General features: G+C 59.7%; 22 protein-coding genes and 1 tRNA gene. 17 read left to right on the forward strand and 6 right to left on the reverse strand.

Translation table 11 applies throughout. The annotated features are described in order from the left end of the window. Positions 1–185: 185 nt before the first annotated feature. Positions 186–335 carry a hypothetical protein gene (locus tag GRI91_RS00845; RefSeq protein ID WP_160734752.1) on the reverse strand — a complete coding sequence of 50 codons (150 nt, stop codon included), beginning with the start codon at positions 333–335 and terminating at the stop codon, positions 186–188. On the opposite strand from GRI91_RS00845, the gene GRI91_RS00850 reads away from it, so the two are divergent. The 6 genes from GRI91_RS00850 to GRI91_RS00875 all read left to right on the forward strand — a co-directional run bounded on the left by GRI91_RS00850 (position 334) and on the right by GRI91_RS00875 (position 9,657). Continuing rightward, positions 334–1,215 carry a glycerophosphodiester phosphodiesterase family protein gene (locus tag GRI91_RS00850; protein WP_160734753.1) on the forward strand — a complete coding sequence of 294 codons (882 nt, stop codon included), beginning with the start codon at positions 334–336 and terminating at the stop codon, positions 1,213–1,215. The two genes, GRI91_RS00845 and GRI91_RS00850, sit on opposite strands and share 2 nt — an antisense overlap. 76 nt (positions 1,216–1,291) lie before the next feature. After that, on the forward strand, positions 1,292–4,021 hold the full coding sequence (locus tag GRI91_RS00855; protein ID WP_160734754.1) for a TonB-dependent receptor: 2,730 nt from the start codon (positions 1,292–1,294) through the stop codon (positions 4,019–4,021). Positions 4,022–4,111: 90 nt separating this feature from the next. After that, on the forward strand, positions 4,112–4,996 hold the full coding sequence (locus GRI91_RS00860) for a glycerophosphodiester phosphodiesterase family protein (protein WP_160734755.1): 885 nt from the start codon (positions 4,112–4,114) through the stop codon (positions 4,994–4,996). A 102-nt stretch (positions 4,997–5,098) separates the two neighbouring features. Further along, positions 5,099–5,608, forward strand: coding sequence for an RNA polymerase sigma factor (locus GRI91_RS00865; RefSeq protein WP_160734756.1), 510 nt, complete (start codon positions 5,099–5,101; stop codon positions 5,606–5,608). Further along, positions 5,605–6,579: a FecR family protein gene (locus tag GRI91_RS00870; protein ID WP_160734757.1), complete on the forward strand. Its 975-nt coding sequence runs from the start codon at positions 5,605–5,607 to the stop codon at positions 6,577–6,579. The genes GRI91_RS00865 and GRI91_RS00870 overlap by 4 nt, the downstream gene beginning before the upstream one ends. 15 nt (positions 6,580–6,594) lie before the next feature. Continuing rightward, complete coding sequence (locus GRI91_RS00875; RefSeq protein ID WP_160734758.1) at positions 6,595–9,657, forward strand: TonB-dependent receptor; 3,063 nt, start codon at positions 6,595–6,597, stop codon at positions 9,655–9,657. Positions 9,658–9,810: 153 nt separating this feature from the next. Here GRI91_RS00875 and GRI91_RS00880 read toward each other — a convergent pair. Then, positions 9,811–9,887: transfer RNA gene (locus tag GRI91_RS00880), tRNA-Pro, on the reverse strand. 174 nt (positions 9,888–10,061) lie between these two features. On the opposite strand from GRI91_RS00880, the gene yajC reads away from it, so the two are divergent. Genes yajC through secF form a run of 3 tightly spaced genes read left to right on the forward strand, consistent with a single transcriptional unit; the run spans position 10,062 to position 13,001 of the window. Then, positions 10,062–10,382, forward strand: coding sequence for a preprotein translocase subunit YajC (gene yajC / locus GRI91_RS00885; RefSeq protein ID WP_160734759.1), 321 nt, complete (start codon positions 10,062–10,064; stop codon positions 10,380–10,382). A gap of 28 nt (positions 10,383–10,410) precedes the next feature. Then, a complete protein-coding gene (gene secD / locus GRI91_RS00890; RefSeq protein WP_160734760.1) occupies positions 10,411–12,012 on the forward strand; it encodes a protein translocase subunit SecD in 1,602 nt (533 codons plus the stop codon). Between the two features lie 11 nt (positions 12,013–12,023). Then, positions 12,024–13,001 carry a protein translocase subunit SecF gene (secF, locus tag GRI91_RS00895; protein WP_160734761.1) on the forward strand — a complete coding sequence of 326 codons (978 nt, stop codon included), beginning with the start codon at positions 12,024–12,026 and terminating at the stop codon, positions 12,999–13,001. A 33-nt stretch (positions 13,002–13,034) separates the two neighbouring features. On the opposite strand, the gene GRI91_RS00900 is transcribed toward secF, so the two are convergent. Together GRI91_RS00900 and GRI91_RS00905 are read right to left on the reverse strand one after the other, a co-directional pair. Continuing rightward, entirely contained in the window at positions 13,035–14,222 is a 1,188-nt protein-coding gene (locus GRI91_RS00900; RefSeq protein ID WP_160734762.1) for a glycosyltransferase, read from the reverse strand. Beyond that, positions 14,219–14,791, reverse strand: a complete 573-nt coding sequence (locus GRI91_RS00905) for a helix-turn-helix domain-containing protein (protein WP_160734763.1) — start codon at positions 14,789–14,791, stop codon at positions 14,219–14,221. The genes GRI91_RS00900 and GRI91_RS00905 overlap by 4 nt, the downstream gene beginning before the upstream one ends. Positions 14,792–14,876: 85 nt before the next feature. Here GRI91_RS00905 and GRI91_RS00910 point away from each other — a divergent pair, with 85 nt between their 5' ends. Next, a complete protein-coding gene (locus GRI91_RS00910) occupies positions 14,877–15,359 on the forward strand; it encodes a DUF6456 domain-containing protein (RefSeq protein ID WP_160734764.1) in 483 nt (160 codons plus the stop codon). Positions 15,360–15,380: 21 nt separating this feature from the next. On the opposite strand, the gene GRI91_RS00915 is transcribed toward GRI91_RS00910, so the two are convergent. Further along, positions 15,381–17,177: an ABC-F family ATP-binding cassette domain-containing protein gene (locus GRI91_RS00915; protein ID WP_160734765.1), complete on the reverse strand. Its 1,797-nt coding sequence runs from the start codon at positions 17,175–17,177 to the stop codon at positions 15,381–15,383. A gap of 105 nt (positions 17,178–17,282) precedes the next feature. On the opposite strand from GRI91_RS00915, the gene GRI91_RS00920 reads away from it, so the two are divergent. The 4 genes from GRI91_RS00920 to GRI91_RS00935 all read left to right on the forward strand — a co-directional run bounded on the left by GRI91_RS00920 (position 17,283) and on the right by GRI91_RS00935 (position 20,578). After that, positions 17,283–18,008 (forward strand): SIMPL domain-containing protein, encoded by a 726-nt coding sequence (locus GRI91_RS00920; RefSeq protein ID WP_160734766.1) that lies wholly within the window; start codon positions 17,283–17,285, stop codon positions 18,006–18,008. A gap of 68 nt (positions 18,009–18,076) precedes the next feature. Beyond that, positions 18,077–18,388: a PepSY domain-containing protein gene (locus tag GRI91_RS00925; RefSeq protein WP_160734767.1), complete on the forward strand. Its 312-nt coding sequence runs from the start codon at positions 18,077–18,079 to the stop codon at positions 18,386–18,388. Between the two features lie 86 nt (positions 18,389–18,474). Continuing rightward, the gene (locus tag GRI91_RS00930) at positions 18,475–19,152 is read left to right on the forward strand and encodes a response regulator transcription factor (RefSeq protein WP_160734768.1); all 678 of its coding nucleotides are present in this window, start codon (positions 18,475–18,477) and stop codon (positions 19,150–19,152) included. After that, positions 19,103–20,578, forward strand: coding sequence for a sensor histidine kinase (locus GRI91_RS00935; RefSeq protein WP_419866819.1), 1,476 nt, complete (start codon positions 19,103–19,105; stop codon positions 20,576–20,578). Before GRI91_RS00930 ends, GRI91_RS00935 begins: the two co-directional genes overlap by 50 nt. 43 nt (positions 20,579–20,621) lie before the next feature. Here the strand turns inward: GRI91_RS00935 and GRI91_RS00940 are convergent, their stop codons facing one another. Further along, positions 20,622–20,924, reverse strand: a complete 303-nt coding sequence (locus tag GRI91_RS00940; protein ID WP_160734769.1) for a chorismate mutase — start codon at positions 20,922–20,924, stop codon at positions 20,622–20,624. Positions 20,925–21,031: 107 nt separating this feature from the next. Between GRI91_RS00940 and GRI91_RS00945 the strand changes: the two genes are divergently transcribed. The 3 genes from GRI91_RS00945 to GRI91_RS00955 are packed head-to-tail and all read left to right on the forward strand — an operon-like array spanning position 21,032 to position 24,842. Next, positions 21,032–22,054: a polyprenyl synthetase family protein gene (locus GRI91_RS00945; RefSeq protein ID WP_160734770.1), complete on the forward strand. Its 1,023-nt coding sequence runs from the start codon at positions 21,032–21,034 to the stop codon at positions 22,052–22,054. 50 nt (positions 22,055–22,104) lie between these two features. Next, on the forward strand, positions 22,105–24,531 hold the full coding sequence (hrpB, locus tag GRI91_RS00950; RefSeq protein WP_160734771.1) for an ATP-dependent helicase HrpB: 2,427 nt from the start codon (positions 22,105–22,107) through the stop codon (positions 24,529–24,531). A gap of 32 nt (positions 24,532–24,563) precedes the next feature. Then, positions 24,564–24,842, forward strand: a complete 279-nt coding sequence (locus tag GRI91_RS00955) for an ETC complex I subunit (protein WP_160734772.1) — start codon at positions 24,564–24,566, stop codon at positions 24,840–24,842. Positions 24,843–24,850: the final 8 nt, after the last annotated feature.

The following is a 24,850-nucleotide window of genomic DNA, read 5'->3' on the forward strand; positions in this document are numbered from 1 at the left end:
TGAATAAATCGTATTGAAGCTGCGGGCAGGCGCTTGGGTGCGCCTCCTGCCAGATGTTGAAGCCGGCACGGCTGGATTGCTCGATCTCGGCATTCTGATTGAAAATAATATCGCATAATTTCAATCATATATCTTGTTTCTCCAAAATAACTGGCCGTTCTTGTCAGATTTGCCCGCGGGTGTCGTCAAGGGGGTGAGGCCGAAGGGATCACGGTCTTCACCACGGGGATCAAGATGAACCAGTTCCAGCATTTTTGCGCGCGCATCTTGCGCGTCTGCAGCCGCACGCCTGCGCTTTTCGCACTGATAATGTGCATGGCGCTTTCCGCCTGCATGCAGCCTGCTTCCGGTTTTTCGGCGGTTTCCGCTCGCCCGGCGGAGCTCGAGCGCCGTCTTGCCGGGCCGGATGGCTCGGTGATGGTTGTCGCGCACCGCGGTTGCTGGCGGGGCACCTCCGAGAACAGTGTCGACGCGATTGAGGCGTGCATTGCGGCAGGGGTCGACATGGTCGAACTCGATGTGCGCGCGACGCGCGACGGGCAGCTTGTCTTGCTGCACGATACCACCCTTGATCGCACCACCAATGGTTCCGGCCCGCTCGACCAGATGGACTGGGCCGAGGTGAGGCAGCTTCATTTGCGCGAAGGAAAGGGAGGAGACGCGGCGATCACGCAGCGGCGCGTGCCCACTTTGGCGCAGGCGCTGGCGGTCGCCAGGGACCGTATCCTGATCAATCTCGATGCCAAGGTCGAGCTGACCGACGCGGTGCTCGCGCTGATCGCGGAACATGGTGATATGGATCAGATCCTGTTCAAGGCCGAGGCACCGCTGGCCGAGGTGCTCAACAAAGCGCCGTGGGTTGGCGAGGTGAACTTCCAGCCGATCCTGCGTGAGCCTTATCTTGCGGATGATCCCGACGGTTATATCGCGTCATACGATCCGATCCGGCCGGTCAGCTTCGAAATCGATGTAAAGACACGCGCTTTCACGCCGGTTGTCACGCCGCTGATCCGCCAGCGCTGTGCCCGTTACTGGGTGAACAGTCTGGCGGGCCGCATCTACGATGACGAAGAGGCTGTGACAGATCCCGATCGGGTGTGGGGTGCGCTCGTCGCCCAGGGCGTCGATGCCATCCAGACCGACTATCCGCTGCGGCTGCGCGCCTATCTCGATGGTGTGGAGCCACCTGGTTTCCGCTGCTCTCAGGGCGGCTGACCTGCGGTCCGTCGTGGCCGCCAACAATCCAAAATTGCCGAATTTGAATGACCTCAAGCAACAGGACTTGTTACCGATGAAACGCATCTCCCGTCTTTCTTGCGCTATCGCCACTTCGGCGCTCGCGCTTACCCTCGGCCATACGTCTGCAATGGCTCAGAGCACCCAGAATGATGCCGACGAACGTGCCAGTGACAACAGTGATGACAAGGATGCGATCCTTGTGCAGGGCTATCGTCTCTCCAACGTCGCGGCTGTTGAAGCGAAGCGCAACGCCACCGGCATTACGGATTCGATTGCGCAGGACCAGGCCGGCCTGCTCCCCGATCTCACCATCGCGCAGGTTGCCCAGCGCATTCCCGGCCTCGCGCTGGTGCCCGATTTCGGTACTGCAAATGATCGTTCGCCCGACCTTGCCGAAAGCGTGATGATCCGCGGTATTGGCTCCGCCTATAATCAGGTGACGATTGACGGCATGCCGCTGGCCACCACCTCCAATTCCAGCCGCGGCGCGCGCATCGAATTGCTGCCGCCGTCCTTCGTCAGCCGGATCGACGCGATCAAGACGATCACCGCCAATCTCGATCCGCACGCACTGAGCGGCCAGCTCGACCTTATCACCGCCAGCGCCTTCGACACCGACCGCACCTCGCTTGCGGCCCGCGCCTCGATCGGTGACAATTCCACGGCGGGCGCCGCCGACATGGATCAGGGGCAGAATGTGCGCGCCGACGCTACCTTCTCGACCCCCTTCGGCGCCAATCATGATTGGGGTATTGTGGTATCGGGGTCATTCTCCCGTTATTATTCAAGCAATTACGACCAGAAGCCCGGCGCGGTCGACAGCAGTTACCGCATCTATCGCACCGGTTCGAACGAGCAGGTCGACTATGCGGACATCACCGATACCAATGGCTACTCGGCTGCCTCACGCAACCAGATCTTCGTCTATGATGACAAAGTCACGCGCGCCTCGGGTGTGATGAAGCTGGAATATGATCCTTCCGACAACACCTATGCCTCGATCTATACCGGTTATTTCTATCAGAAAGAGGACGAGATCCGGAACGAATATCTCGCCACGGCAAATGCTGACATTGCCCCTGCCAATCAGACAGAGACCTCTGGCGAATGGGCAGAGGGCCGCACCGCGCTGGGCTATTCGCACCAGCCGCAAAAGCGTGAGACCTTTGTGGTTTCGGGCCTCGTTGACCAGACGCTGAGCGATGAATTCAGCCTGCAGCTTCGCGGCACCCACTCGCGTGCGCGCCTCAATACCATCCGCGACCGCTCGAAGTTCAGCACCGCCAAGAACCTCCCTGAAAGTGCCTTTTCCTATGATCTGGGGGCCGGTTTCCCCACGCTCGATATGTATGACCCCGCATTCGTGAACGATGCCGCGAATTACGAGGAAGGTTATATCCAGCACATCACCCAGCGTGCGGCGCAGAACCTCACCTTCGGCTCGGCTGATCTGTCGTATAATTTCGACACTGACGATCGCGGCCTCGGCTTCAACGCCGGTGTGAGCTACTCAAACACCGATCAGTCCTTCGACCAGGGGCGTCAATCCGGCCTCCTCAACGCGGATAATCCGGTGGATATGGCGAATTTCGTCCGCGACGTGCGTTTGCCCACGACCGATAGTGATGTCGATTTCCTGTTCATCGACGACGCTGGCTATCGCGCCGCATGGCACGCGGCAGGCACGCCAATCACTTCGGACGACAGCGATTACGAAATCTCCAGCGATTACGATATTAACGAGCAGATCTTCGCTGGTTACGTCGAAGCCAATTTCCGTACTGACGACTTCAATATTCGCGCGGGTGTGCGCTATGACAATACGGTCAACAATGTGGATCTGTGGTTGCAGAACAAAAATCTGCCCAAAGAGCCCAACGATGCCGCACAATATGAACCCAGCCATCGCCGTGCGAGCTACGACTATTTTCTGCCTTCGGTCATTACCAGCTACCAGTTTGGTGACGGTTTCGTCCTGCGCGCCGGCTATTCCAAGACTATCGGTCGGCCCGACTTCAACTATTACGCCATCGGTGAGAGCATCAGCCTGCCGGAGGATAGCGAAGACAATTACATTTCGATCAAGCGCGGCAATGCTGACCTCAAGCCACGCACGTCGAACAATTTCGACCTGTCGCTGGAATGGTATGCGGGGCGCGGCAGCCTGCTTTCGGTCGCTGCCTTCTACAAGGATATCAAGGACCTGATTTTCACCCAGAACATCACGCTTGATGGCTTTGAGTATGAAGGCGAGATCTACACCGCACGTGTGACCACACCGATGAACTCGCAGGCCGCCAAGCTGAAGGGCCTCGAACTTTCGGCCCGACAGGACTTTCAGGATTATACGGACAGTTTCCTGGGCAATTTCGTGCTCTCGGCCAATGCCACCTTCATCGACGGCGAACAGACCGTGGTTCAGGCCGATGAATCTTTGCGTGACGTGGACGGGCTGGAAGGTCAGCCAGAGTTTCTCGCCAATGCGACATTGTCCTACGAAACGGACCGTTTCGGTGCTTCGATCGCCTACAATTATGTTGGCGACTATCTGAAGTCGATTAATGAGGATGCCGAGGTGTTCGACATTTTCTCCCGCAGTCGCGGCGAGTTCTCGGCACAGGTCCGCTATAGTGTGAGCGACAATTTCACGCTGATCCTGGAAGGTCAGAACCTCACCAAATCGGAAATCGAATATTACCGCGAAATGCCGACCGGCCAGCTGGTGGCCGAACGCAGTCAGAAGGGCCGCGTGCTCTGGGTGGGTGTGTCCGGCCAGTTCTGATCACGATGGCGAAGGGGAGGCGGGCGCAGTGCGCGTTCGCCTCCTTGCTTGTTTACGACAGGGCCGCTGACGGCCTGCAAGGATTCCGACATGATGAAAACCACGATGACCATTACCGGGGCGATGCTGCTGGCACTCGCGGCCACACCTGCACTGGCAAGCCCAGTCTGCGGAGACACTGCGCGGATGGCGCAGTTGCAGGCCGAGTGGCACGACCCCACTGGCCCGCTGCTGATTGCCTCACATCGCGGGGGACATCTCAACGCGCCGGAAAACTCGCTCGCAGCGGTGGATGAGGCGGTGGCGAATGGCGCCGATGTGCTCGAAATCGATGTGCGCGTTTCGCGCGACGGGGTCCCCTTCATCATGCATGACAGCACGGTGGACCGGACCACCAACGGTGAAGGTGTGGCCGAGGACATGACCTATGCCGAATTGCGCGGCTTGCGGCTGGCTGGCGGCACAACTCCGCCGCCGAGTCTCATCGAAATGCTGCGCCACAGTTGCGGGCGAATCCTCGTCGATCTCGACATGAAGACCGACCGGGTTGGCCCGGTTATAGCCGTGGTCGAAGGGCTGGGGATGGTCGATCAGGTGATGGTGTTCGATAGTGACAGCGACACTTTGCGCCGGGCCCGCTCCCTGCTGCCAACAGTTTCGGTGATGACACGGCTGCGCCCTGACAGCACGCTTGCGGAAAAGAACCGCGGGCTGTTTCCCATTGCAATCGTGCATGGTGATACGGAGACGCTGGACCCGGCGACCAGTGAGGCTATCGCGGCGATTCCGGCGCGCATCTGGGCCAATGCACTGGGCGATATCGACCGTCTCTTGCCCGATGGAGCGGCGGCGTGTCCGGCGCTCGCCGATCTTGAGCAGCGCGGGGTTTCGGTGATCCAGACCGATTTTCCGCGCCTGCTTCGCGCGCGGCTTGCGACCTGCCGGGCAGAGGCTGGGGAGGGTGTGAAGGACTGACAGGAGAAGCCGCTGTGACCTGCCGTTTTGTGGGTATATTGCAATGATGCTGTCACTAACGAACCCTAGGCGCGCCCTGCAGGTAAGAAAAAGGGGCGCAGCATGGCAATCGACGAATCGGCATATCGCTTGTTTCGCGGTGACGTCTATCGGCTGGCTTACCGCAAGCTGGGCGATCATTCGGCGAGCGAAGATATCGTGCACGACAGCTTCCTGCGCTTCGCCCAATATCGCAAGGAAGCGGTCGGCAATGTCGGGGGGATGCTGCACCGCATTGCCAGCAACCTCATCATTGACCGCGTGCGCAACGCCAAACGCCGGGCCGAAGATGCCTTGCCGCAAGATGGCATGGAGATCGCGGGCGACGAACCGTCTCAGGAACAGGCGCTCATCGACAGGGAACGCATGGACCAGGCCTCTCGGATACTTGACCAGATGCCGCCGATGCGGCGCGAAGTCTTTATCATGCGCCGCCTGCATGGTATGTCGGCGAAGGAAGTGGGGGCCGCCATGGCGATCAGTCCCGCAGCTGTAGATGCCCATGTCGCGCGGGCAGTGCTGGCCCTCCACCGGGGCTTTAGCGCATCCGAAGAGCATTCGATTTCTCAATGAACGCGCACATTACCGAACAGGATGAAGAGGATGCTGCCCTCTGGGTTGCCCGGCATATGGGTGGCCCGGTCGATGCGACGGCGTTCTCCCAATGGCTCGACGGCAAGGCCGGACGGCGCGAGCTGTTCGATGCGATGTGGGCTAGCTGCATGGATGAGAGCGTGACGGCATCGTTGCAAGAACACGCGACGATTCAGGATAATGCGCCAGTGGCGGCGAACGACACCGCAGTTGTGGCGCGCCCGGCGCGGGCACTGATGGCGCTGGCGGCCGTGGCGGCGGTGCTGGTGGTTATCGGCGGCTTCGCCTGGCAGCCTATGAGCCATATGCTGGCCCCTGGCGAAAGCTACCAGACGGCCATCGGCGAAGTGCGTGAAATTGCGCTGGCAGATGGCAGCACGGTGGTTCTCAACGGAGCCAGCGCGATTGAGGTTCAGCTTGCCGATGACGGCCGCCATGTGACGCTGAATACCGGCGAAGCGCTGTTCGATGTGGCCCATGATGAAAAGCGCCCCTTCACCGTGGAGGCTGGGGCAGGCGAAGTCACTGTGCTCGGAACCCGGTTTGACCTTGCTTTGAATGATCAGCAGATCGAACTGGAGGTCTTGCGCGGCGTGGTACGTTTTGAGGCTGCAGGTGCCGATAATACGGCTGTGCTGGTGCGGCGTGCGCAGCGTTCCGTACTGCAAGGCGGTGCTCCCACGGCGCCCGTCTCGGCTGTTGTGCGCAGCGAACCCGATTGGCGCACTGGCTGGCTGGAAATGACCGATATGCCGCTCGGTCAATTGATCCCCCGGCTTGAGCGATGGACTGCCAAGACAATTGAGCTGGAAGACCCCGCTCTTCTCGAACGACGCGTGGCGGGACGTTTCAAGCTGTCTGACCCCGGTGAAGTGCTGACCGGTCTTGGCGCAATTCACGGCTTCCAGGTCCGTGAGACCGATACCTCATTTGTGATTCAAGGGCCCTGATCCAGGATTGATCTGATGTCTTTGCGAACGCGCCTAAGCCGTAAGACGTTGCGGAGACTGAGCCGGGCACTTGGGAACCTAGCCCCCCTCGACATCTATCCGGGCCGCTCCGCCTTGCTGCTGGGCGCTATGGCGGCGACCCTGGCGGCGGCATCTCCTCTGCAGGCGCGCGAAGCCTCCTTTACGGTGCCGGCTGGCCCCTTGTCAGCAGCAATCCCGGCCTTTTCGCGCGATAGCGGTGTTCAGATTATCGCCCGGCCCGAAGTTCTGCGCGGCAAGAGCACTCGCGGCCTTAATGGCCGCATGTCGGTGGAGGATGCGTTGTTGCTGCTGCTGCGTGGAACCGGACTGAAAAGCCGCCGGCGTGGCGGCGTGGTGCTGATCGTTCGGGCTCCCAGGCCACGCCGCCGAATACAGCAACGCGCGCCGGCACCCGCCACGCCCGTCGTGCAGATGGAGGAAACGCGGCCGCTGATCGTAAACGGCCGGCGAATTACCAACCAGCTCTCGCTTGAAAGTAAGGTCGCAGCCATCGGTATTATCGATGCGCTCGGCAGCGACGACATGCGGAGCCTCCCCGATAGTACCGTGGTTGATGCCTTGCGCCGTGTACCGGGCGTTTCAGTCGTTGCCATCGCTGATAACGAACATCCGCGCGACGTGCCGATAGCACCGGTGGTGCGAGGGCTCACTCAGGCTTACAACAATATCACGCTGAACGGCCTGCCGATCGCTTCGATCGGCGTACCCGACGCCGTCTCGAACAGCGCCAGTCGGGGAGGGCGCATGGATCTCCTGCCAGCTTCGGCAATTTCGCGTCTCATGGTCATCAAGACATTTACGCCTGATCTGGACGCCAATGCGATCGGCGGTGCGATCGACATGCAGACGCGCATGCCGCTTTCCAGCGGACAAGACAGTGTGTTGCTGGCCGAGACCGGCCTGTCCTCGGCCAGTCAGCGGAGTCCCATCCACGCGCAATCGCCGCTTGGCGGAGATGCTTCCCTGACTGCGAGCCATGTCTTTGGGCCGGACCGGAGGTTTGGCGTGCTGATCGCGGCAGATATTCAGGAACTCGACAATAGCAGCGACGTGCATGGAAATGGCGACAGCAATTTTTTCACCTATTACGATAGAGCTGGCGAACGCGTTAGCGATGCCGCGCTGTCCAACGGGATCCTTGTGCCCCGCCAGGACAAATATTGGTATAACGCGAGCGCGCGGAGGCGCAGGGGCCTCCGCGCAGCTGTCGAGGCGAAACCCTCTGACAACCTTACCCTTGCGGCAATGGCCGGGCTCTACCGTTATAATGATGGCTACACGCGCAACGAGATTATCATCAGTGCCGGCGACGCTGCGGTTGCTGATCAGACAGAGAATTCTGGCCGGTTCGAGAGCGGGGCCGTGCAGGTTGGCTATCGGGACGGTGTTTCCCATAATTCGGTTCGGCTGTTGCAGCTCAAGGCGCAGTGGGAGCCATCGCCGAGCGACCAGATAAGCCTTGCCAGCAGCTTTTCGCGCGCTGGTCTCGACGAAGCTTACGAGATGGTGAAGTTTACCGCTGGAACAGATGGGAAGGGCGATGTCATAGGCTCTGCCGCCCTTGGTTTTACTTATGATACCAGCGGGTTTCATCACAGCTTCGGCATCTCATCAGCATCCTACCGCGATCTTGCCGCCTACGCGCCCACCTACTGGCGGCGGCGCTCGCGCAGGGCGCGCTCCAGCACTGATGCGCTACAGGCCGACTGGCGTCATGACATGGACGGGGACGAGGGCAATTTGGGGCTGGCTGCGGGCCTGTCTTGGAAGGGCACGCGCTACAGCTATTCCTATGCCAACAATGAATATCGCCTCTACGATACCGCTCTGTCTCTTAGCGATGCCGGTTCGGTGCTCGACGTGCCGCTGCGCTGGAACCAGAGCGACCTGTCGCTGATCGCTATTGATTCGGCCGCCGCCTGGCGCAATCTCGAAGAAAATCTCGACAGCGCGATCCGCAAGGATACCACTGACGACAAGCTCAGGGACAATTTCCGTCATCGTGAGCGCATTCTCGCGGCCTATGCCATGGCGCGTTTCGAGCAAGATGGGTTTGAGCTTCTTGCTGGCCTTCGGGCGGAGCAGACGTGGGCGCATACGGCGGCCAATCGTAAGGTGGTCGACCTGTGGGAACCAACCAATGCGCGCTCGCAATATCTGGAGCTGCTTCCCTCGCTGCTTGCCAATTACCGGATCGCCGAGCGATTCAAGCTGCGGGCCGCCTATAGCCGGACGATGGGGCGGCCGGGGTTTGAAGTCTATGCGCCGCGGCAGTCGGTCCGCTTTGCCGCTGACGATGACGAGGGTAATCCCGATGCGCTGGGCGTTACCGTCAATCTCGGCAATTCGGACATCAGGCCACGCATCTCCGACAATTTTGATCTCTCGCTGGAGTGGGAATTGCCCTCGACGCCGGGCGGGCTCGTTTCGCTCGCTCTGTTTCGCAAGCACATCGCTGACGAGATCTTCGACGCTGTGACCACAGGGTATTCTGTTGCCGGGGTCCATTACCGCAATGCCACGGTCACCCAGCCTGAAAATGCCAGCAAGACCCATATCTCCGGTTTTGAACTGGGCGCGGCCATCATGTCGCTCGATGGGATTGCCGCGCCGCTTGAGCCGTTCGGGCTGAGCGCCAACTGGACTGTTTTGCGCGGGGCGATGGAGGTTCCCCTCGCGGATAGACCAGCGCGCGTTCTAGACCGGCTTGTTGGTCAGCCTTCGCAGATCGGCAATGCCGCGCTCCACTATACGCACGGTGCGCTGGAGCTGCGCGCAGCATTCAACTGGACGGGGCTGGCCTTGCGCAGCCTGCGGGCAGACGATGCGGTGCAGGATGTCTATTGGGCTCCGCGTCAGCAGATCGATTTGCAGGCGCGCTATCGCATCGCCGAGGGCGTCAGTATCACCTTTGAAGTGTCAAACCTGACCGAAGAGCGACTGGTGAGTCTGACCGGCCCGAACCATGACTGGCTCAAAGACAGCTATTCGGTGCCCCGTACCCTGCGCCTCAGTGTGAGCGCCCGGATTGGCTGAGCGACAGGATCGCAGCGCTTGGGTGAAGGGAGGTGCACAGCGGCGAGTGCAGCTTGCAGCAGAATTTGCGAAGATGGATTCTGAGCGAGATTCCTCCGGCGCCGTTCAGGCGAGGAATTTTGCAGAATCGGTTTCGGAGGGGGTGATTACCACTGGTCGGGACGATAGGATTCGAACCTACGACCCCCACACCCCCAGTGTGATGCGCTACCAGGCTGCGCTACGTCCCGAGCCAGTGGAGTGGCGCCTATAGGGAAGGGTTTTCGACTTGGCAACCCGGTGCGTTGCTACTCTTTCGCTTTGGTGCTAGTCGCGCCCTCGATATGGACGATTTCTCCGCACTCAGCGCCTTTTTTCATAAGGTGCGTGTGCAAGTCGGCTCCGGATTTGTTTGAGGAACCTTGATGCTTGATTTTCTTTCTGCCGGCGCTGCCGGTTCCGCGCCTCCGGGCTGGGTCCAGTTTCTGCCGATCATCGGTATGGTGGCGATATTCTGGTTCCTGATCATTCGTCCGCAGATGAAGCGTCAGAAGGCGCATCAGGCAAAGATTTCCAGCGTTAAGAAGGGCGATCAGGTCGTTACCGCTGGCGGTCTGGTGGGCAAAGTCGTGCGTACAGATGATGATTACGCCGATATCGAAATTGCTCAGGGCGTCCGCGTAAAGGCTGTTAAAAGCACCATCGGCGATATCATCCCGCCCGGTGGCAGTGCAGCAAACGACTGATTTTCCTTAGCACCGGGTAAGCGCAAATATGCTCGATTTTCCACGCTGGAAGAAGATATGGCTTTCGATGATCACCGCTTTGGTGATTGCAGCCTCTCTTCCGTCTCTGTTTTCGAATTTCGGTGTCCAATGGCCCGATTCGCTGCCTGATCCTGAAATTAATCTCGGGCTCGATCTTGCCGGCGGTAGTCATATCTTGCTGGAGGCGAACCCAGATCAGGTCGCGCGGCAGCGGCTCGAAACCATGGAGGAGGCGGTCCGCAGCGCCTTGCGCGATGCCAAACCGCGCATTCGCGTAGGCGATGTCTCCAGCGCGGATAAGCGTCTGTCCTTTATGGTGGATGATGCCAGTCAGGTGGATGCCGCGCGCGAAGCTATTTTGCCGCTAACTACCGGAGCGGGTCTGACCGGTCAGCGCGACTGGACGATTCGTGTGGTGGACGGCAACCGCTTCATCATCACGCCTACGCAGGAAGGTCTGGAACAGGCCGTTACCCTGGCCATGGACAGCGCCACCGAAGTGGTGCGCAAGCGTATTGATGCTCTGGGCACACGCGAACCGACGATCATCCGGCAGGGCGACAATCGGATCGTGGTGCAGGTGCCGGGCCTCGAAGATCCTCAGGCGCTGAAGGATCTGCTGGGCCAGACGGCCAATCTCGAATTCAAACTGGTTGATACCACCGCGCTGCCTGCCGATGTGGAGCAGGGCATTGCCCCTCCGGGCAGTGAAATCGTTCCCTATGCTGAAGACAGCAATTTTGCGGGTAGCTCGATCGCGGTAAAGCGTCTGGGCGGCATTCGCGGTGATTCGCTGACCGATGCGCGCCAGTCTTTCGATCAGAACAATCAGCCGGTCGTCTCGATCACTTTCGATCAGCAGGGCGGTCAGAAATTCGCCCGTTTGACGAGTGAGAATGTCGATCGGCCTTTTGCCATCATTCTCGATGGCAAGGTGCTCTCTGCTCCCAATATCAACGAACCAATTCTGGGTGGCAGCGCACAGATTTCGGGTAACTTCTCGGTCGATTCGGCCAATCAGCTGGCGATTTCACTGCGCTCGGGTGCTTTGCCGGTCGATCTGACCGTGATCGAGGAACGGACGGTTGGCCCAGACCTTGGCGCTGATTCGATCCGCAAGGGCATTCTGGCCATGGGGGTCGGTTCGCTCTTCGTCGTTGGTTTGATGATCGCCTGTTATGGGCGCTTCGGGGTTTATGCCACCGTCGCTCTGGTCATTAACGTGCTCATGATCCTGGGGATCATGGCTGCGCTTAACACCACGCTCACCTTGCCGGGGCTTGCCGGTTTCGTGCTGACGATTGGTGCTGCGGTTGATGCCAATGTGCTGATTAATGAGCGCATACGTGAAGAGAGAAAACGCGGGCGCCGGGTGATCGCTGCAGTGGAGAATGGCTATAAAGAGGCCAGCCGCGCGATTTATGACGCCAATATCACCAACTTCATCGCTGGTGTGCTGCTCTTCCTGTTCGGCTCTGGTCCGGTTCGCGGTTTTGCCGTGGTTCTGATCATCGGCCTGTTCACATCTGTTTTCACTGCCGTGACGCTCACGCGTATGTGGGTCGCCGGCTGGGTGCGCAAAGCGCGGCCCCAAGATCTCAATCTGTAAGGGGATAGATCATGCGATTGCTTAAACTTGTCCCCGAAGACACCAACATTCATTTCCTGAAATGGCGGCTGCCGTTTTACATCGTTTCCTGTTTGCTGATTGCAGCAAGCTGGGGATTGGTGATGACCAAAGGGCTGAATTACGGCGTTGATTTCGCCGGTGGCCAGGAAATCCGGGCGACCTTCACCGAAAGTCCAGAGGCACCGATTTCCGACCTGCGCGATCAGGTGGGTGAGCTCGGCTACGGCGACCCGATCATTCAGCGTTTCGGCAATCCGAATGAAGTGTCGATCCGGGTAAAGCTGCCCGAAAGTGCAGAGGGTAACGCCGGTGCTGCTGAAGCGATTTCGCAGCGCATCATCACGACGATAGAGGCCGCCCATCCAGATATCCGGATTGACGGTGTGGATACGGTTTCGGGCAAGGTCTCGGGCGAATTCCGCGAAAAGGCGATTTACGCTCTGCTGGCCGCCATGCTGGCCATCGCCCTGTATATCTGGGTGCGGTTTGAATGGCAGTTCGGCATTGGCGGCTTGTTCGCCCTGTTCCACGACGTTTCGCTGACGCTGGGCATGTTCGCATTGTTCCAGATGGAATTCAGCCTGCAAATCATTGCGGCCATTCTGGCGATCATCGGCTATTCGCTGAACGATACGATCGTGGTCTATGACCGCATCCGTGAAAATCTGAAGAAGTATCGCAAGATGCCGATGCCGGAATTGCTGGATCTGTCGGTGAATGAAACTCTGGCCCGGACGGTGATGACGTCGCTCACTCTGCTGGTGGCGCTTATCCCGCTATTGATCTTTGGCCCGGCCAGTCTGTTTGGCCTGACTGCAGCGATCACCGTCGGTATTTTTGTCGGGACATACAGTTCCGTCTATATGGCGGCGCCGATCCTGATCTGGCTGAAGGTTTCTTCCAACAGCTTCGTGCCGGAAGAAAGCAGCGCGGAGAAGCAGGAACGCAAGGCGCGCGGCCAGGTCTGATCAGACTTCCGGCTACTGCAACAAAATCGCCGCTCAGCCAGGCTGGGCGGCGATTTTTGTATAATGGGCGGCGAGCTGTGCCGCATTGTTTTCCCAGGTAAGATGCGCCGCGCTCCGCGCAACGATGTTCCGCGCCGGAGGATTTGCCAATAAATCCAGCACTGCCTTACGGATGGCCTCGCTGCTTTGGTCCACTATGCGGCCTGCATCGTCAGACTGCACCACTTCACGAGCGCCGCCGACATCGCTGAGAATGACGGGAATACCGCAGGCCAGCGATTCCACCCATGCATTGGCCAGCCCCTCACGCTGAGAGGCGAGCACGCTAGCATCGGCAGCGCCCAGAATGATGGGCAGGTTTTCGTGGTCGATCAGCCCGGCAAAATGAACCCGGTCCGCCACGCCCAGAGCGCGGGCCTGCTGCTCCAGTTTTTCCCGCTCAGGCCCGATACCGACGAGGATAAAGTGCGTGCCGGGCAGGCGGGGCAGGGCCGCGATCGTCAAGGCCTGATTTTTGAGCGGAATCAGGGCTGCGGTCGTGACCAGCAAAATGGCATCATCATCGAGCGCAATCCCGAAGTCCTTGCCCAGCTTCGCACGGCAGGTGGCTTTGTCCAATGGGTGAAAAGCGCCATGATCTAGCCCTGTATAATGGACCGAGATCTTTTCCTGACTGAGGCCGATATCCGCCATTTCCCCGCGTAATGCGGCGGAGACGGCAAGCATACAATCCGATGCCCGACCTGCCTCTTTCATTTGCTTGCGCGCGATTGTCTTCTGCCCCCAAAAAGCAATGTCGCTACCGCGCGCTGTCATGGCGAATGGAAGTCCCAAAGCTTTCGCGATATGCTGTGCCGCCGGTCCATCGGGATAGAAGAATTGCGCATCCACCACGTCGAAGGGGTGCTCTGAATGGAGCCGCCGGGCAAGCGGGAGCACAGCATGCGCAATCAGGTGCGGGTTGAGCGGCCAGCCGATTTTGGGGATCAGCTGAAAACGGATGCGGTGCACATCAATGCCATTTTCCGGCCCCGACGTGATCGCACCGGTCAGGCTTTTGTAATGGCCAAAGGCAATGGGCGGGATGCCGATGGGATTAATCAGGGTCACGTCCCAGTCATCCCGCGCGGCCAGTGCTTCGAGCTGCCGCGCCACGAATGTGCCGAAGCGTGGATTGACCGCATTGGGAAACAGCGTGGACAGGGACAGAAGGCGCTTCACAATTTCCGCACCAGCATGGTGGCGACCGCAACCCATGCCGGGCGGTCGATGACGATTTGCCGCTGGCCTGCTCCGGGGGGGAGCAAGCCGATCAGCGTTCCCTGACGGTCAATCATCCGGCCAAATGCGAAACGCCCGCCGCTGCGTGGGAGGAGGACGTCACGGTTGATCGCGGTTTTGGCCTCTTTGGGAGTGAGTTGCCGCATCCAGATCTGGTCACCGGTGCGATATTCTCCCTGCGCGGTTTCTACCGTCAGGCATAGCAGCGGTGCGGAGCTATCAAGTTCAGTCGGCAGCACGGCCTCTTCGGGTTTGCTCAGCGCTTCGGCCCCCCTTTCGGTCAGCCGGGCCACCATCTTTGGGGCCTCTGCGGCTTCCTCCTTCACCAGCAAGCCGGATTCAACCTCCAGCGCGGCGGCAATTCGGTTCATCCAGTCCAGCGACAGATTGCGCATGCCGGTTTCCAGCCTGCCAATTGTCTGTGCGGTGGTTGGCGGGCTGCAGCGTTCCGCCACTTCGGCCAGCGTCAGCCCCTTCTGCTTGCGAATGCTGCGTATGCGATTGATCATTCTTACTTCCCCGCGAACCTATCAGGTTATTTTTCTTTCCTACAATAACCGCAATTTGGCAAGGGCCGCCGCAAAGGAGAGCGGAATGAAACAGCAGAAACAGGTTTTGGCAGAACGGGAAATCGGCAGTGAAGGGCCGCGTAAGGGCACGGGCGTACACCGCCGTCAGCGCAGCGTGACTGTCAATCTCGCGGAATCTCCGGCCAGTTGGCTGCATGCCAGGGGGCATCTGGATGATCGGCTGTTTCAGGCCGCGGAATTGCTCCGCATGGATTACGAAAAGGCCCAGCTTTCCCCATCGCTGACCATGCGGTGGGATCCGGTTCGTGTGCGGGAGGGGCAGGCTCCCCTCAATTCGACCGAACGCCAGATCGCCGCCAAGGATCGTTTCCACGGCGCGATGGAGCAAGCGGGCAAAGGTCTGGCCGATATTCTCTGGCGGGTCGTCTGCGCGGGCGAAGCGTTGCCGGGGGTGGAAAAGCAATTCAGCTGGCCCGCGCGGAGCGGCAAACTGATCCTGAAATTCGCGCTGGAACGGGTGGCAGATTTCTACCGCGTGCCGGGTTAGGGCGCGCTGCGCCCCAACCGCTCAGCTATCGGCCGTTTCGACTTGTTCGGCCAAGGCCAGCCAGCGCTCCTCAGCCGCGTCCTTCTCCTCACGGACCTTGGTGATGGCGTCGGTCAGGTGAGCGAACTTTTTCGGGTCGCGGCTGTAGAGATCGGGATCGGAAAGCGCTTCCTCTCCGCGGGCGATCTGCGCTTCCATTTCCTCGATTTTTTGCGGCAGCAACTCGTAATCGCGCTGATCCTTATAGGTCAGCTTCGATTTTTGCGGCGGCTGAGGCGGCGGGGTTTCCCGTCCCTTGCTACCTGATTTGCTTTTGCTGGCGGAGGTCGAACGCTGTTTGCGCTTGGCTTCCCAATCCGCATAGCCGCCCGCCACAATGTCTACTTCGCCGCTGCCATCAAGGCCGAGCGTGACATTCACGGTGCGGTCGAGAAAGTCGCGATCATGGCTGACAATCAAGACCGTGCCGTCATAATCCGCGATCACTTCCTGCAACAGGTCGAGCGTTTCGAGATCGAGATCGTTGGTCGGTTCGTCCAGCACCAGAAGGTTGGATGTGCGCGAAAATTCGCGTGCGAGTAGCAGGCGAGAGCGTTCCCCACCCGACAGGGTGCCGACGCGGGCATCCACCAGGGAAGGATCGAAGAGAAAATCCTTCATGTAGGACTGAATGTGTTTGCGCTGGCCGCGCACATCGATCCAGTCCCCGCCTTCAGCAAGAATATCCCGGACCCGCTTTTCAGGCAGCAGCAGGCTGCGCTGTTGATCGATCATCACACCGTTCAATGTCTTGGCGAGTGTGATCTTGCCTGTGTCAGGCTGGATCTCTCCGGTAAGCAGGTTGAGCAGGGTGGTTTTGCCGGCGCCGTTGGAGCCGACAAGGCCGATCCGGTCGCCGCGCTGAATACGCAGCGAGAAATCACGCAAGATGACGCGGTCGCCATAGGATTTGCTGACCTTCTCAGCGACGATTACCGATTTGGTTTTTACATCGTCGCTTTCCAGCTTCATCTTGGCGACACCGCCGGGGGAAATCATCGCCGCACGCTGCGCCCGCATATCATACAGCTTTTCCAGCCGTCCCTGATTGCGCTTGCGCCGCGCGGTCACGCCGCGCTCCAGCCAATGCGCTTCCAGCTTCAGTTTTGCGTCCAGCTTGTCTGCAGCGCGCGCCTCTTCGGCGTAAACCTGTTCTTCCCAGGCTTCATAGCCGCCAAAACCGACTTCCTTACGGCGCAGACTGCCGCGGTCGAGCCAGAAGGTCGCGCGGGTCAATCGTTTCAGGAAAGTCCGGTCATGGCTGATCGTGACAAAGGCGCCCTTATAGCGATTGAGCCAGCTTTCGAGCCAGTCGATCGCCGCAAGATCGAGATGGTTGGTCGGTTCGTCCAGCAGGAGCAGGTTTGGCTCCATCGCCAATGCGCGGGCGAGCGCGGCACGGCGCCGCTCTCCGCCGCTGGCGCTGTGTGCTTCACGCTCCATATCAATACCGATCTGATCGGCAATAGCCTCGACCGCGAAACGCTCTGGGGCGTCTTTCCCGGACAGGGCATAATCCATCAGCGTCTTGCACTTGCTGAAATCTGGTTCCTGTTCCAGCATGACGACACGCGTGCCGGGCTGGATCGACCGGTTTCCGCGATCAGCCTCCACCTCATCTGCGATCAATTTGAGCAGTGTGGTCTTGCCCGCGCCGTTGCGGCCGATCAGGGCCAGCCGGTCGCGCGGGGCGATGTGAATGTCGATATCCTGGAAGAGCCAGCCTGAACCTTGGTGCAGGCCCAGACCCTCCCAGCTGAGAATGGGTGCTTCAGCCATGGCGGGCAGTTAGTCGCTCTGATGCTGACTGGCAAGGAACGGACGGTTCATGAACGCGTAATCGATCCACAGGCATCACCGGCCGCAACAGTTTAGGAGAGTTTGATGACCCGTTTCGCAATTCCCGTTCTATCACTTGCTGCTATGACAGCCGCAATCGGCACCCCCGCCATGGCTGCGGAGGTGCAAGTTCAGGCTGCTGGTCCAGTTATTGAGCTGAGCGTACAGGAAAGTGTGAAGGCCGAGCCCGACATCGTGACCATGGGCGCTGGCGTAACGAGCGAGGCAATGACCGCGGTCGAGGCGATGAGAAAGAATTCGCGGGCGATGAGTTCCGTCGTCGAGCGGATCAAGTCCCTCGGCATTGCCGAGCGTGATATTCAGACCACCGGCATCAACCTCAATGCCCGCTATGATTACGATCAGGCGGAGGGCAAGCAGGTATTCCGCGGATATCAGGCCTCAAATCGAGTGCAGATCACCCTGCGCGATATCGATGAAACCGGTCCGGTTCTTGACGCGCTGGTAGCGGCCGGGGCCAATAATCTCGACGGGCCGAACTGGTCGCTTGAAGATGATGAGGCTGCCAAGGCGCAGGCCCGCAAGGCTGCGCTTGATACAGCCAAGTCTCAGGCGATGGAATATGCCCGCTGGGCTGGCTATACCGGCGTGCGCCTGCTGGAGATCAGCGAGAATATTCAGCGCAATTCGCCCCAGCCAATGGCCATACGCCAGGCTGGCGCCGTGATGATGGATAAAGCGACCCCGGTTCAGCCCGGAATGGTCGAAAGCCGCGTGTCCGTGCAGGTCAAATTCGAGATGACGCGTTAAGCACGCAAGTGCCCCTATTCAGCCATTCACACCTTGTTCAAAGGGATGGAGCTAGACATAGTCGTATTATGCGAGATATGGTTCTATCCCTTTTTAGCGCGTTGGCTCTGGCTGGTATTTCCATAGCGATGCCAGCTTCCGCAGCGGCGCAGTCTCATGATGATCAGGGGCAGGCCCGCCGCGATATGCGGGAGGGCAATGTTAAATCCCTGCGTGAAATAGAACGCAATGTTCTGCCCAAGATGCAGGGAATGGAATATCTAGGGCCAGAATATGATGCCGCTGCAATGGCTTACAGGCTGAAGTTCATTCGTGATGGCAGGGTGGTTTTTGTCGATGTCGATGCCCGTTCAGGACGTATTTTGCGCCGTTCGCGCTGATTTTGCGAAACAGGCGCGGCATTGACGCGTTACCTCCTAAACGCCACCTAAGGCGTGATATGCCTGAATCTTGAGGAATTGACGCAATGCGCATCCTGATCGTCGAGGACGAACCAACCCTCGGCCAACAATTGAAAAATACGCTGGAGCAGAATGGCTATGCCGTCGACTTGTCGGAAGATGGGGAAGACGGTCATTTTCTGGGTAGCACCGAAGATTATGACGCCGTTGTGCTCGATCTTGGTCTGCCGGCCATAGATGGCCTGACCGTGCTGGGCATGTGGCGCAAGGCGGGGCATAATTTCCCCGTGCTGGTGCTGACCGCGCGCGACAGCTGGTCGGACAAGGTCGCCGGGCTTGATGCTGGCGCCGATGATTATCTGGCCAAACCGTTTCAGACCGAAGAGCTTATCGCCCGTCTGCGGGCGCTCATTCGCCGGGCATCGGGCAATGCATCATCTGAATTGATTGCTGGCGATATCCGCTTGGACACACGCTCTGGCCGCGTCACGCGTGACGGAGAGCCGGTGAAGCTGACCGCACAGGAATATAAGCTGCTCAGCTATCTGATGCATCACAAGGGCAAGGTGGTGAGCCGCACCGAATTGATCGAACATATTTACGATCAGGATTTTGACCGCGATTCAAACACGATCGAGGTTTTCGTTACCCGCATCCGCAAGAAACTGGGTGCCAATGTCATAACGACCATCCGTGGCCTCGGTTATAGCCTCGACGACCCAGCCTCCCAGCCGCGCGAGTGATCCCTTGCATGCGATAGATGCGGATGGGCCGGACAAGGCGGATCCGCATTTCCCGCAGGAGGCCATCGCGGCGGGGGCTGCTCCGCCCCATACGGGCAGCCTTGCCCGGCGCATGATGCTGATCGCGGCAGGATGGATTTCGATCCTGCTGCTGGTCGGCGGTGTTGCGCTGGATAGAACGCTGACCAGTCTGGTCACGCAGCAGTTCGACGAACAACTCAATTACATGCTGACGGCCATGATCGGTTCGGCAGAAATCGGGCCGGAAGGCGAAGTCTATTTCAATCGACCGCTGGGCGATCAGCGCTTTCTGGAGCCCAATAGCGGGCTTTACTGGCAAATCAGCGGGAAAGGGCACGAGGATTTCCCTTCCTATTCGCTGTGGGACCGCAGCCTGTCCGTAAAAATGGACAAGTTCGATTCTCAGGCACGTTTTTTCGATTCCTCGCAGTTTGTGGGCGAACCGCTCCGGGTCGCTCAGCGTGCCGTTGTCCTGCCCGGAAGCGACACCGAATGGTGGTTTACCGTCGCAGCGGCACGTGATGAGCTCGATTCCCAAATCGCTAATTTTCGGTCGATTCTGGTCTGGAGCTTCGCCATTCTGGGCATCGGCCTGTTCGTTATGGCCATGTTGCAGACGTGGTACGGGCTCAGCCCGCTGCGGCGTATCCGTCTGGCGATTGCGCGTATTCGAACCACCGGTACGAATCGGGTCACGGACCCACTGCCACAAGAGGTTCAGCCGATGGTGGAGGAGCTTAACGCTTTGCTCGCCCATTCCGACCGACAGGCAGAAGAAGCGCGAACGCATGCGGGCAATCTTGCCCATGCGTTGAAAACACCGCTCACGGTGCTGACCAACGCCGCCACCGCCCGTTCGCAGGATCTCGATGAGGCCGTGCTGCGCGAATCGGCCATCATGCGGCGGCAGGTCGATCACCATCTGGCGCGGGCCCGCGCGGCAGGGCGCCGTGCTGGCGGTTTGGCTCGTTCAAATGCCATGGAAAGCGCCCAGGCAGTGCAGCGGGCGGTTGCCCGGCTCTATCCCAATGTGCGCTTTGATATTGATGGTGCGGAAGATCCCCAAGTCGCTCTGGAGCGTCAGGATCTGGATGAATTGCTCGGTAATCTGATTGAAAATGCAGCCAAATATGGCGGCGGAAGCGTGTTTGTGACCGTCGATCCTGAGCCGGAATCAAGGATGTGTACTGTCTGGGTCGAGGATGACGGTACCGGCATTCCGGAAAGTGAGCGCGTCAATATCTTCGCTCGCGGCACCCGTCTGGATACGGAGAAGCCGGGCACGGGGTTGGGGCTGGCGATCGTGCGCGATGTGGTGGAAAGTTATGGCGGCACGATAACACTGGCGGAGAGTGAAGATCTCGGCGGACTGCTGGTGAAAATGTGCCTACCGCGCGCAGAATAGTTCTGCACGCGGTGTTACGTAGCTGTGGCTGATCGCGGGCCGGTTACTGGCTTTGCATCTGAGCGCGGTGGTGGTGCCGGATGACTTCATCAATCACGAAGCGGATGAATTTCTCGCTGAACTCAGGATCGAGGTCGGCTTCCTCCGCCAATGCGCGCAGACGTTTGATCTGGCGTTCTTCACGGCCAGGATCTGCGGGCGGCAAATCGGTCTTCGCCTTATATTCGCCAACAGCTTGGGTGATCCGAAAACGTTCGGCCAGCATGTGAATCAGCGCAGCATCGATATTGTCGATACTCTTGCGGAACGCGGCAAGGGTGGGATCTGAGCGTGTTTCTTGGTTCATCCGTGGGCCATTACGATTTTCAACTGTGGCTGCAAAGCAGCGCTGCCCTGCCTAACAGGTAATCCGCGCTTGCCAAGCGCTGCATTTCCCCCCATTTGGCCTTTCCTATGAGTGCTGAGGTCGTATCGCTTTCACCCAAGGGGCACGGAGATTCTCCGTCTCTGGACCCAATCCTGTCTTTGACGGCACAATCGATGAATGCGGTGAATGCCGTTATTCTCGAAAGGATGGAGAGTGAGATCCCGCTGATCCCTGCGCTGGCAGGGCATCTGATTTCGGGCGGCGGTAAGCGTATGCGCCCGATGCTCACCCTCGCCGGTGCGGAACTGGTCGGATATCAGGGCGATCACCATCACAAATTGGCGGCCGCGGTGGAGTTTCTCCACACGGCGACCTTGCTGCATGATGACGTTGTTGATGGCTCCGAAACCCGCCGCGGGAAGGAAGCTGCCAATATTATTTACGGCAACCCGGCCACCGTTCTGGTGGGCGATTTCCTGTTTAGTCGTGCTTTTGAACTGATGGTCGATTCGGGCAGCCTGCGGGCGCTGAAAGTCCTGTCCGATGCCAGTGTGATTATTGCGCAGGGGGAAGTCGATCAGCTGACCGCGCAGCGCAAGATCGAAACCAGTGAAGAACGCTATCTCAATATCATTGGTGCGAAGACCGCTGCCTTGTTCGCCGCAGCTAGTCGGATTTCCGCAGTTATTGCGGGATGTGATGCGGAGCAGGAAAAGGCGCTGGACGATTATGGCCGCAATCTGGGCATAGCTTTCCAGCTGGTCGATGACGCGATCGATTATGATTCCGAGCGCGCTGAAATGGGCAAGGATCAGGGCGATGATTTCCGCGAGGGCAAGATGACCCTGCCGGTGATCCTGGCCTATGCGCGCGGTGACGCGGACGAACGGCGTTTCTGGCAGGATGCGATTGCCGGTTTCAGCAATAATGATGATGATCTGGTTCACGCGGTGAAGCTGATCGGCAAACATAACACTGTCGAAGCCACCCGTGAGCGCGCCCGTCACTTTGCCGAACGTGCCTGCGATTCGCTGTCCATTTTTCCGGACAGCAGCGCGCGCCGCGCGATGGTGGAAGCAGCGCGCTTTGCAGTTGCGCGTTTTTACTGATCCCACCGTGCCTCTCGCCATAGGCGTGCAAATCAGCCAATAGGCAGCGCGTGAGCGAATTGCCGATCCATTCCGTTTTGCCCGACCTGCTGGGCCTGTTGCGCAGCCGCAATTCGGCCGTGCTGATTGCACCGCCCGGTGCGGGCAAGACGACCTGCGTCGCCCCGGCTTTGCTGGACGAACCTTGGTGTCAGGGCATGATAATCCTTCTCAGCCCGCGCCGGGTTGCCGCGCGCGCCGCGGCAGAGCGTATTGCCGGGCTGCTGAAGGAAGAAGTGGGGCATCGGGTTGGCTATCTGACACGGCTTGATACCAAACGCTCCGCCGCGACGCGCATTCTGGTCATGACCGAGGCGATCTTCGTTGCACAATTGATGGAAGATCAGGAGCTTACAGGCGTTTCTGCCGTGCTGTTCGATGAAGCACATGAACGGCATCTGGCGTCTGATCTCGGGCTGGCACTGGCGCTGGAAAGCCAGCAAGTGCTGCGCGAGGATCTGCGCGTGCTGGTCATGTCCGCGACCATTGATGGCGCGCGCTTCGCGGATCTGCTGGGCGAGAATGCGCCGATCGTGGAAAGCGAAGGCAAGGCCTGGCCGCTGCGCATTGAATGGCTGGGCAGTCGGCCCGAAACGCGGATCGAAGATGCCATGGCCTCAGCCATTCTGCAGGCATGGCGGGACGAGCAAGGCGATATTCTGGCTTTTCTGCCCGGTATGCGCGAAATCGCCCGCACGCAGGAGAGGATAGAGGCCAGATTGCCGACAGCGCTCGTCCTGCCATTACATGGGCAGGTGGACCCTGCTGCCCAGCGCGCCGCCATCCGCGCCGACCGTGATGGCCGCCGCCGGATCGTGCTGGCCACCAGTATCGCCGAAACCTCCATCACGCTTGAGGGTGTGTCGGTGGTGGTTGATAGCGGGCTGTCGCGCCGGGCGGAATTTGATCTCGCTGCAGGTCTTACCCATCTGATCACCACCAGGGCGAGCCAGGCCTCCGCCGCGCAAAGGGCAGGGCGCGCCGCGCGAACCGGCCCGGGTGTTGCCTATCGTCTGTGGGAACAGGCTGCCCATGCCGGGCGCCCGCGCTTTGACCCACCTGAAATGCTGACCAGCGATCTGGCTCCCTTGACCCTTAATCTGGCGCAATGGGGAGTGGGTGATCCGGCATCATTGAAATGGATTGATGCACCGCCGGAAAACGCTTTGTCGGCTGCTCGCCAGCGGCTTGAAGCGCTGGACGCTATTGAGCCGTATGGCCGGATAACCGGTTGGGGGCGCAAGATTGCTGCCGTGCCGCTGGAACCGTGGCAGGCGGCGATGCTGCTATATGGCGCCCGGCACGGCGCAGCGCGGCCTGCCGCGCGGCTGGCCTTGCTGGCACAGGAGCGCGGGTTGGGGGGCGGCGGAGAAGATCTGGCGCAGCGGCTCACGCGGTGGAATGCGGATCGCTCCAAGCGTGCCGAATCATCGCGCAAACTGGCTGAAGGCTGGGCTTCACGGGCCATAAAGATGGTGAACCGGGCGCAGCAGGCCGCCGATAACGATCCTCCGCTGGCGATCCTGCTGGCGCATGCACTGCCCGATAATGTTGCGCGGCGCCGCGATGCTTCGGGCGAATATTGGCTTTCTGCCGGAGGGCGGGGCTATTTCTGCGATCCGGCGTCACCACTCGCGGCGAGTGAATGGGCCGTGATTGGCGATGCTCAGGGGCAGGCAAAGGGCAGCCGCATTACCGCCGGGCTCACTCTCACTACGCAGGATGTTGAAAACTGGCTGAGTGACAGGATCGAAAGCCGAACGGTGCTGCGCTGGGCCAATGGACGGGTGGAGGCACGGCTGGAACGGCGTCTCGGGGCAATCACATTGGCCAGCGGGCCGGCACCCGATCCTGATTCGGAGGCTGTCGAGGCATTGCTGCTGGAAAAAGCGCGCGAGAGGCTCGGTTCCCTGCTGCCTGCAACATTGCTGGCGCGGGCAGGATTCATCGGGATTGATGCGCTGGATATGGACCTGCTTGCCGGGGAGGCCGAGGAATGGCTCGCGCCCGTTTTGCTTGGCCGCCGCGATCTCAACATCCCCAAAGCAGCGTTGGTGGATGCGCTGCTGGCGCGGCTCGACTGGAGCACGCGGCAACGGCTGGACCGCGAGGCGCCGCGCGATTTTGTCACGCCTGCGGGCACGCATCATGCGATTGATTACGCCGGGGAAGGCGCGCCGTCGGTGGAAGTGCGGGTGCAGGCACTGTTCGGGCTGGATCGCCATCCGATGATCGGGCGAACGCCTCTGCTGCTCAAGCTCACCAGTCCCGCGGGACGACCGATCCAGACCACGCGCGATCTCCCAGGTTTCTGGCGCGGCAGCTGGCGTGATGTGGTCAAGGATATGAAAGGGCGCTATCCCAAACATCGCTGGCCGGAAGAGCCCTGGACCGAGAAGCCCAGCCTAAAGACGAAGAAAGCGTTCGATCGCTCTTGATTTCAGAACGGATTCGCAGGAAAGCGGCAAATATGCAGGCACGTATTTACAAACGACCGAAAAACGCGATGCAATCGGGCAAGGCGCTCGTGGATCAGTGGATCCTCGAATTTGTGCCGGCCGAAGCCAAGAAGGCCGATCCCTTGATGGGGTGGGCCGGCAGCGGCGATACGCAGCAGCAAGTGCAGCTGAAATTCCCGACTGAGGAAGCCGCGCAGGCCTATGCCGACAACTACGGTATTTCTGCCAAGGTGCATTCAGTTCCGCCAAAACGTCTGAAGATCCAGGCTTACGCTGACAATTTCCGCTGATCTGGCCT

The sequence above is a fragment of the Altericroceibacterium endophyticum genome, from assembly GCF_009827595.1.
Taxonomy (GTDB): domain Bacteria; phylum Pseudomonadota; class Alphaproteobacteria; order Sphingomonadales; family Sphingomonadaceae; genus Altericroceibacterium; species Altericroceibacterium endophyticum.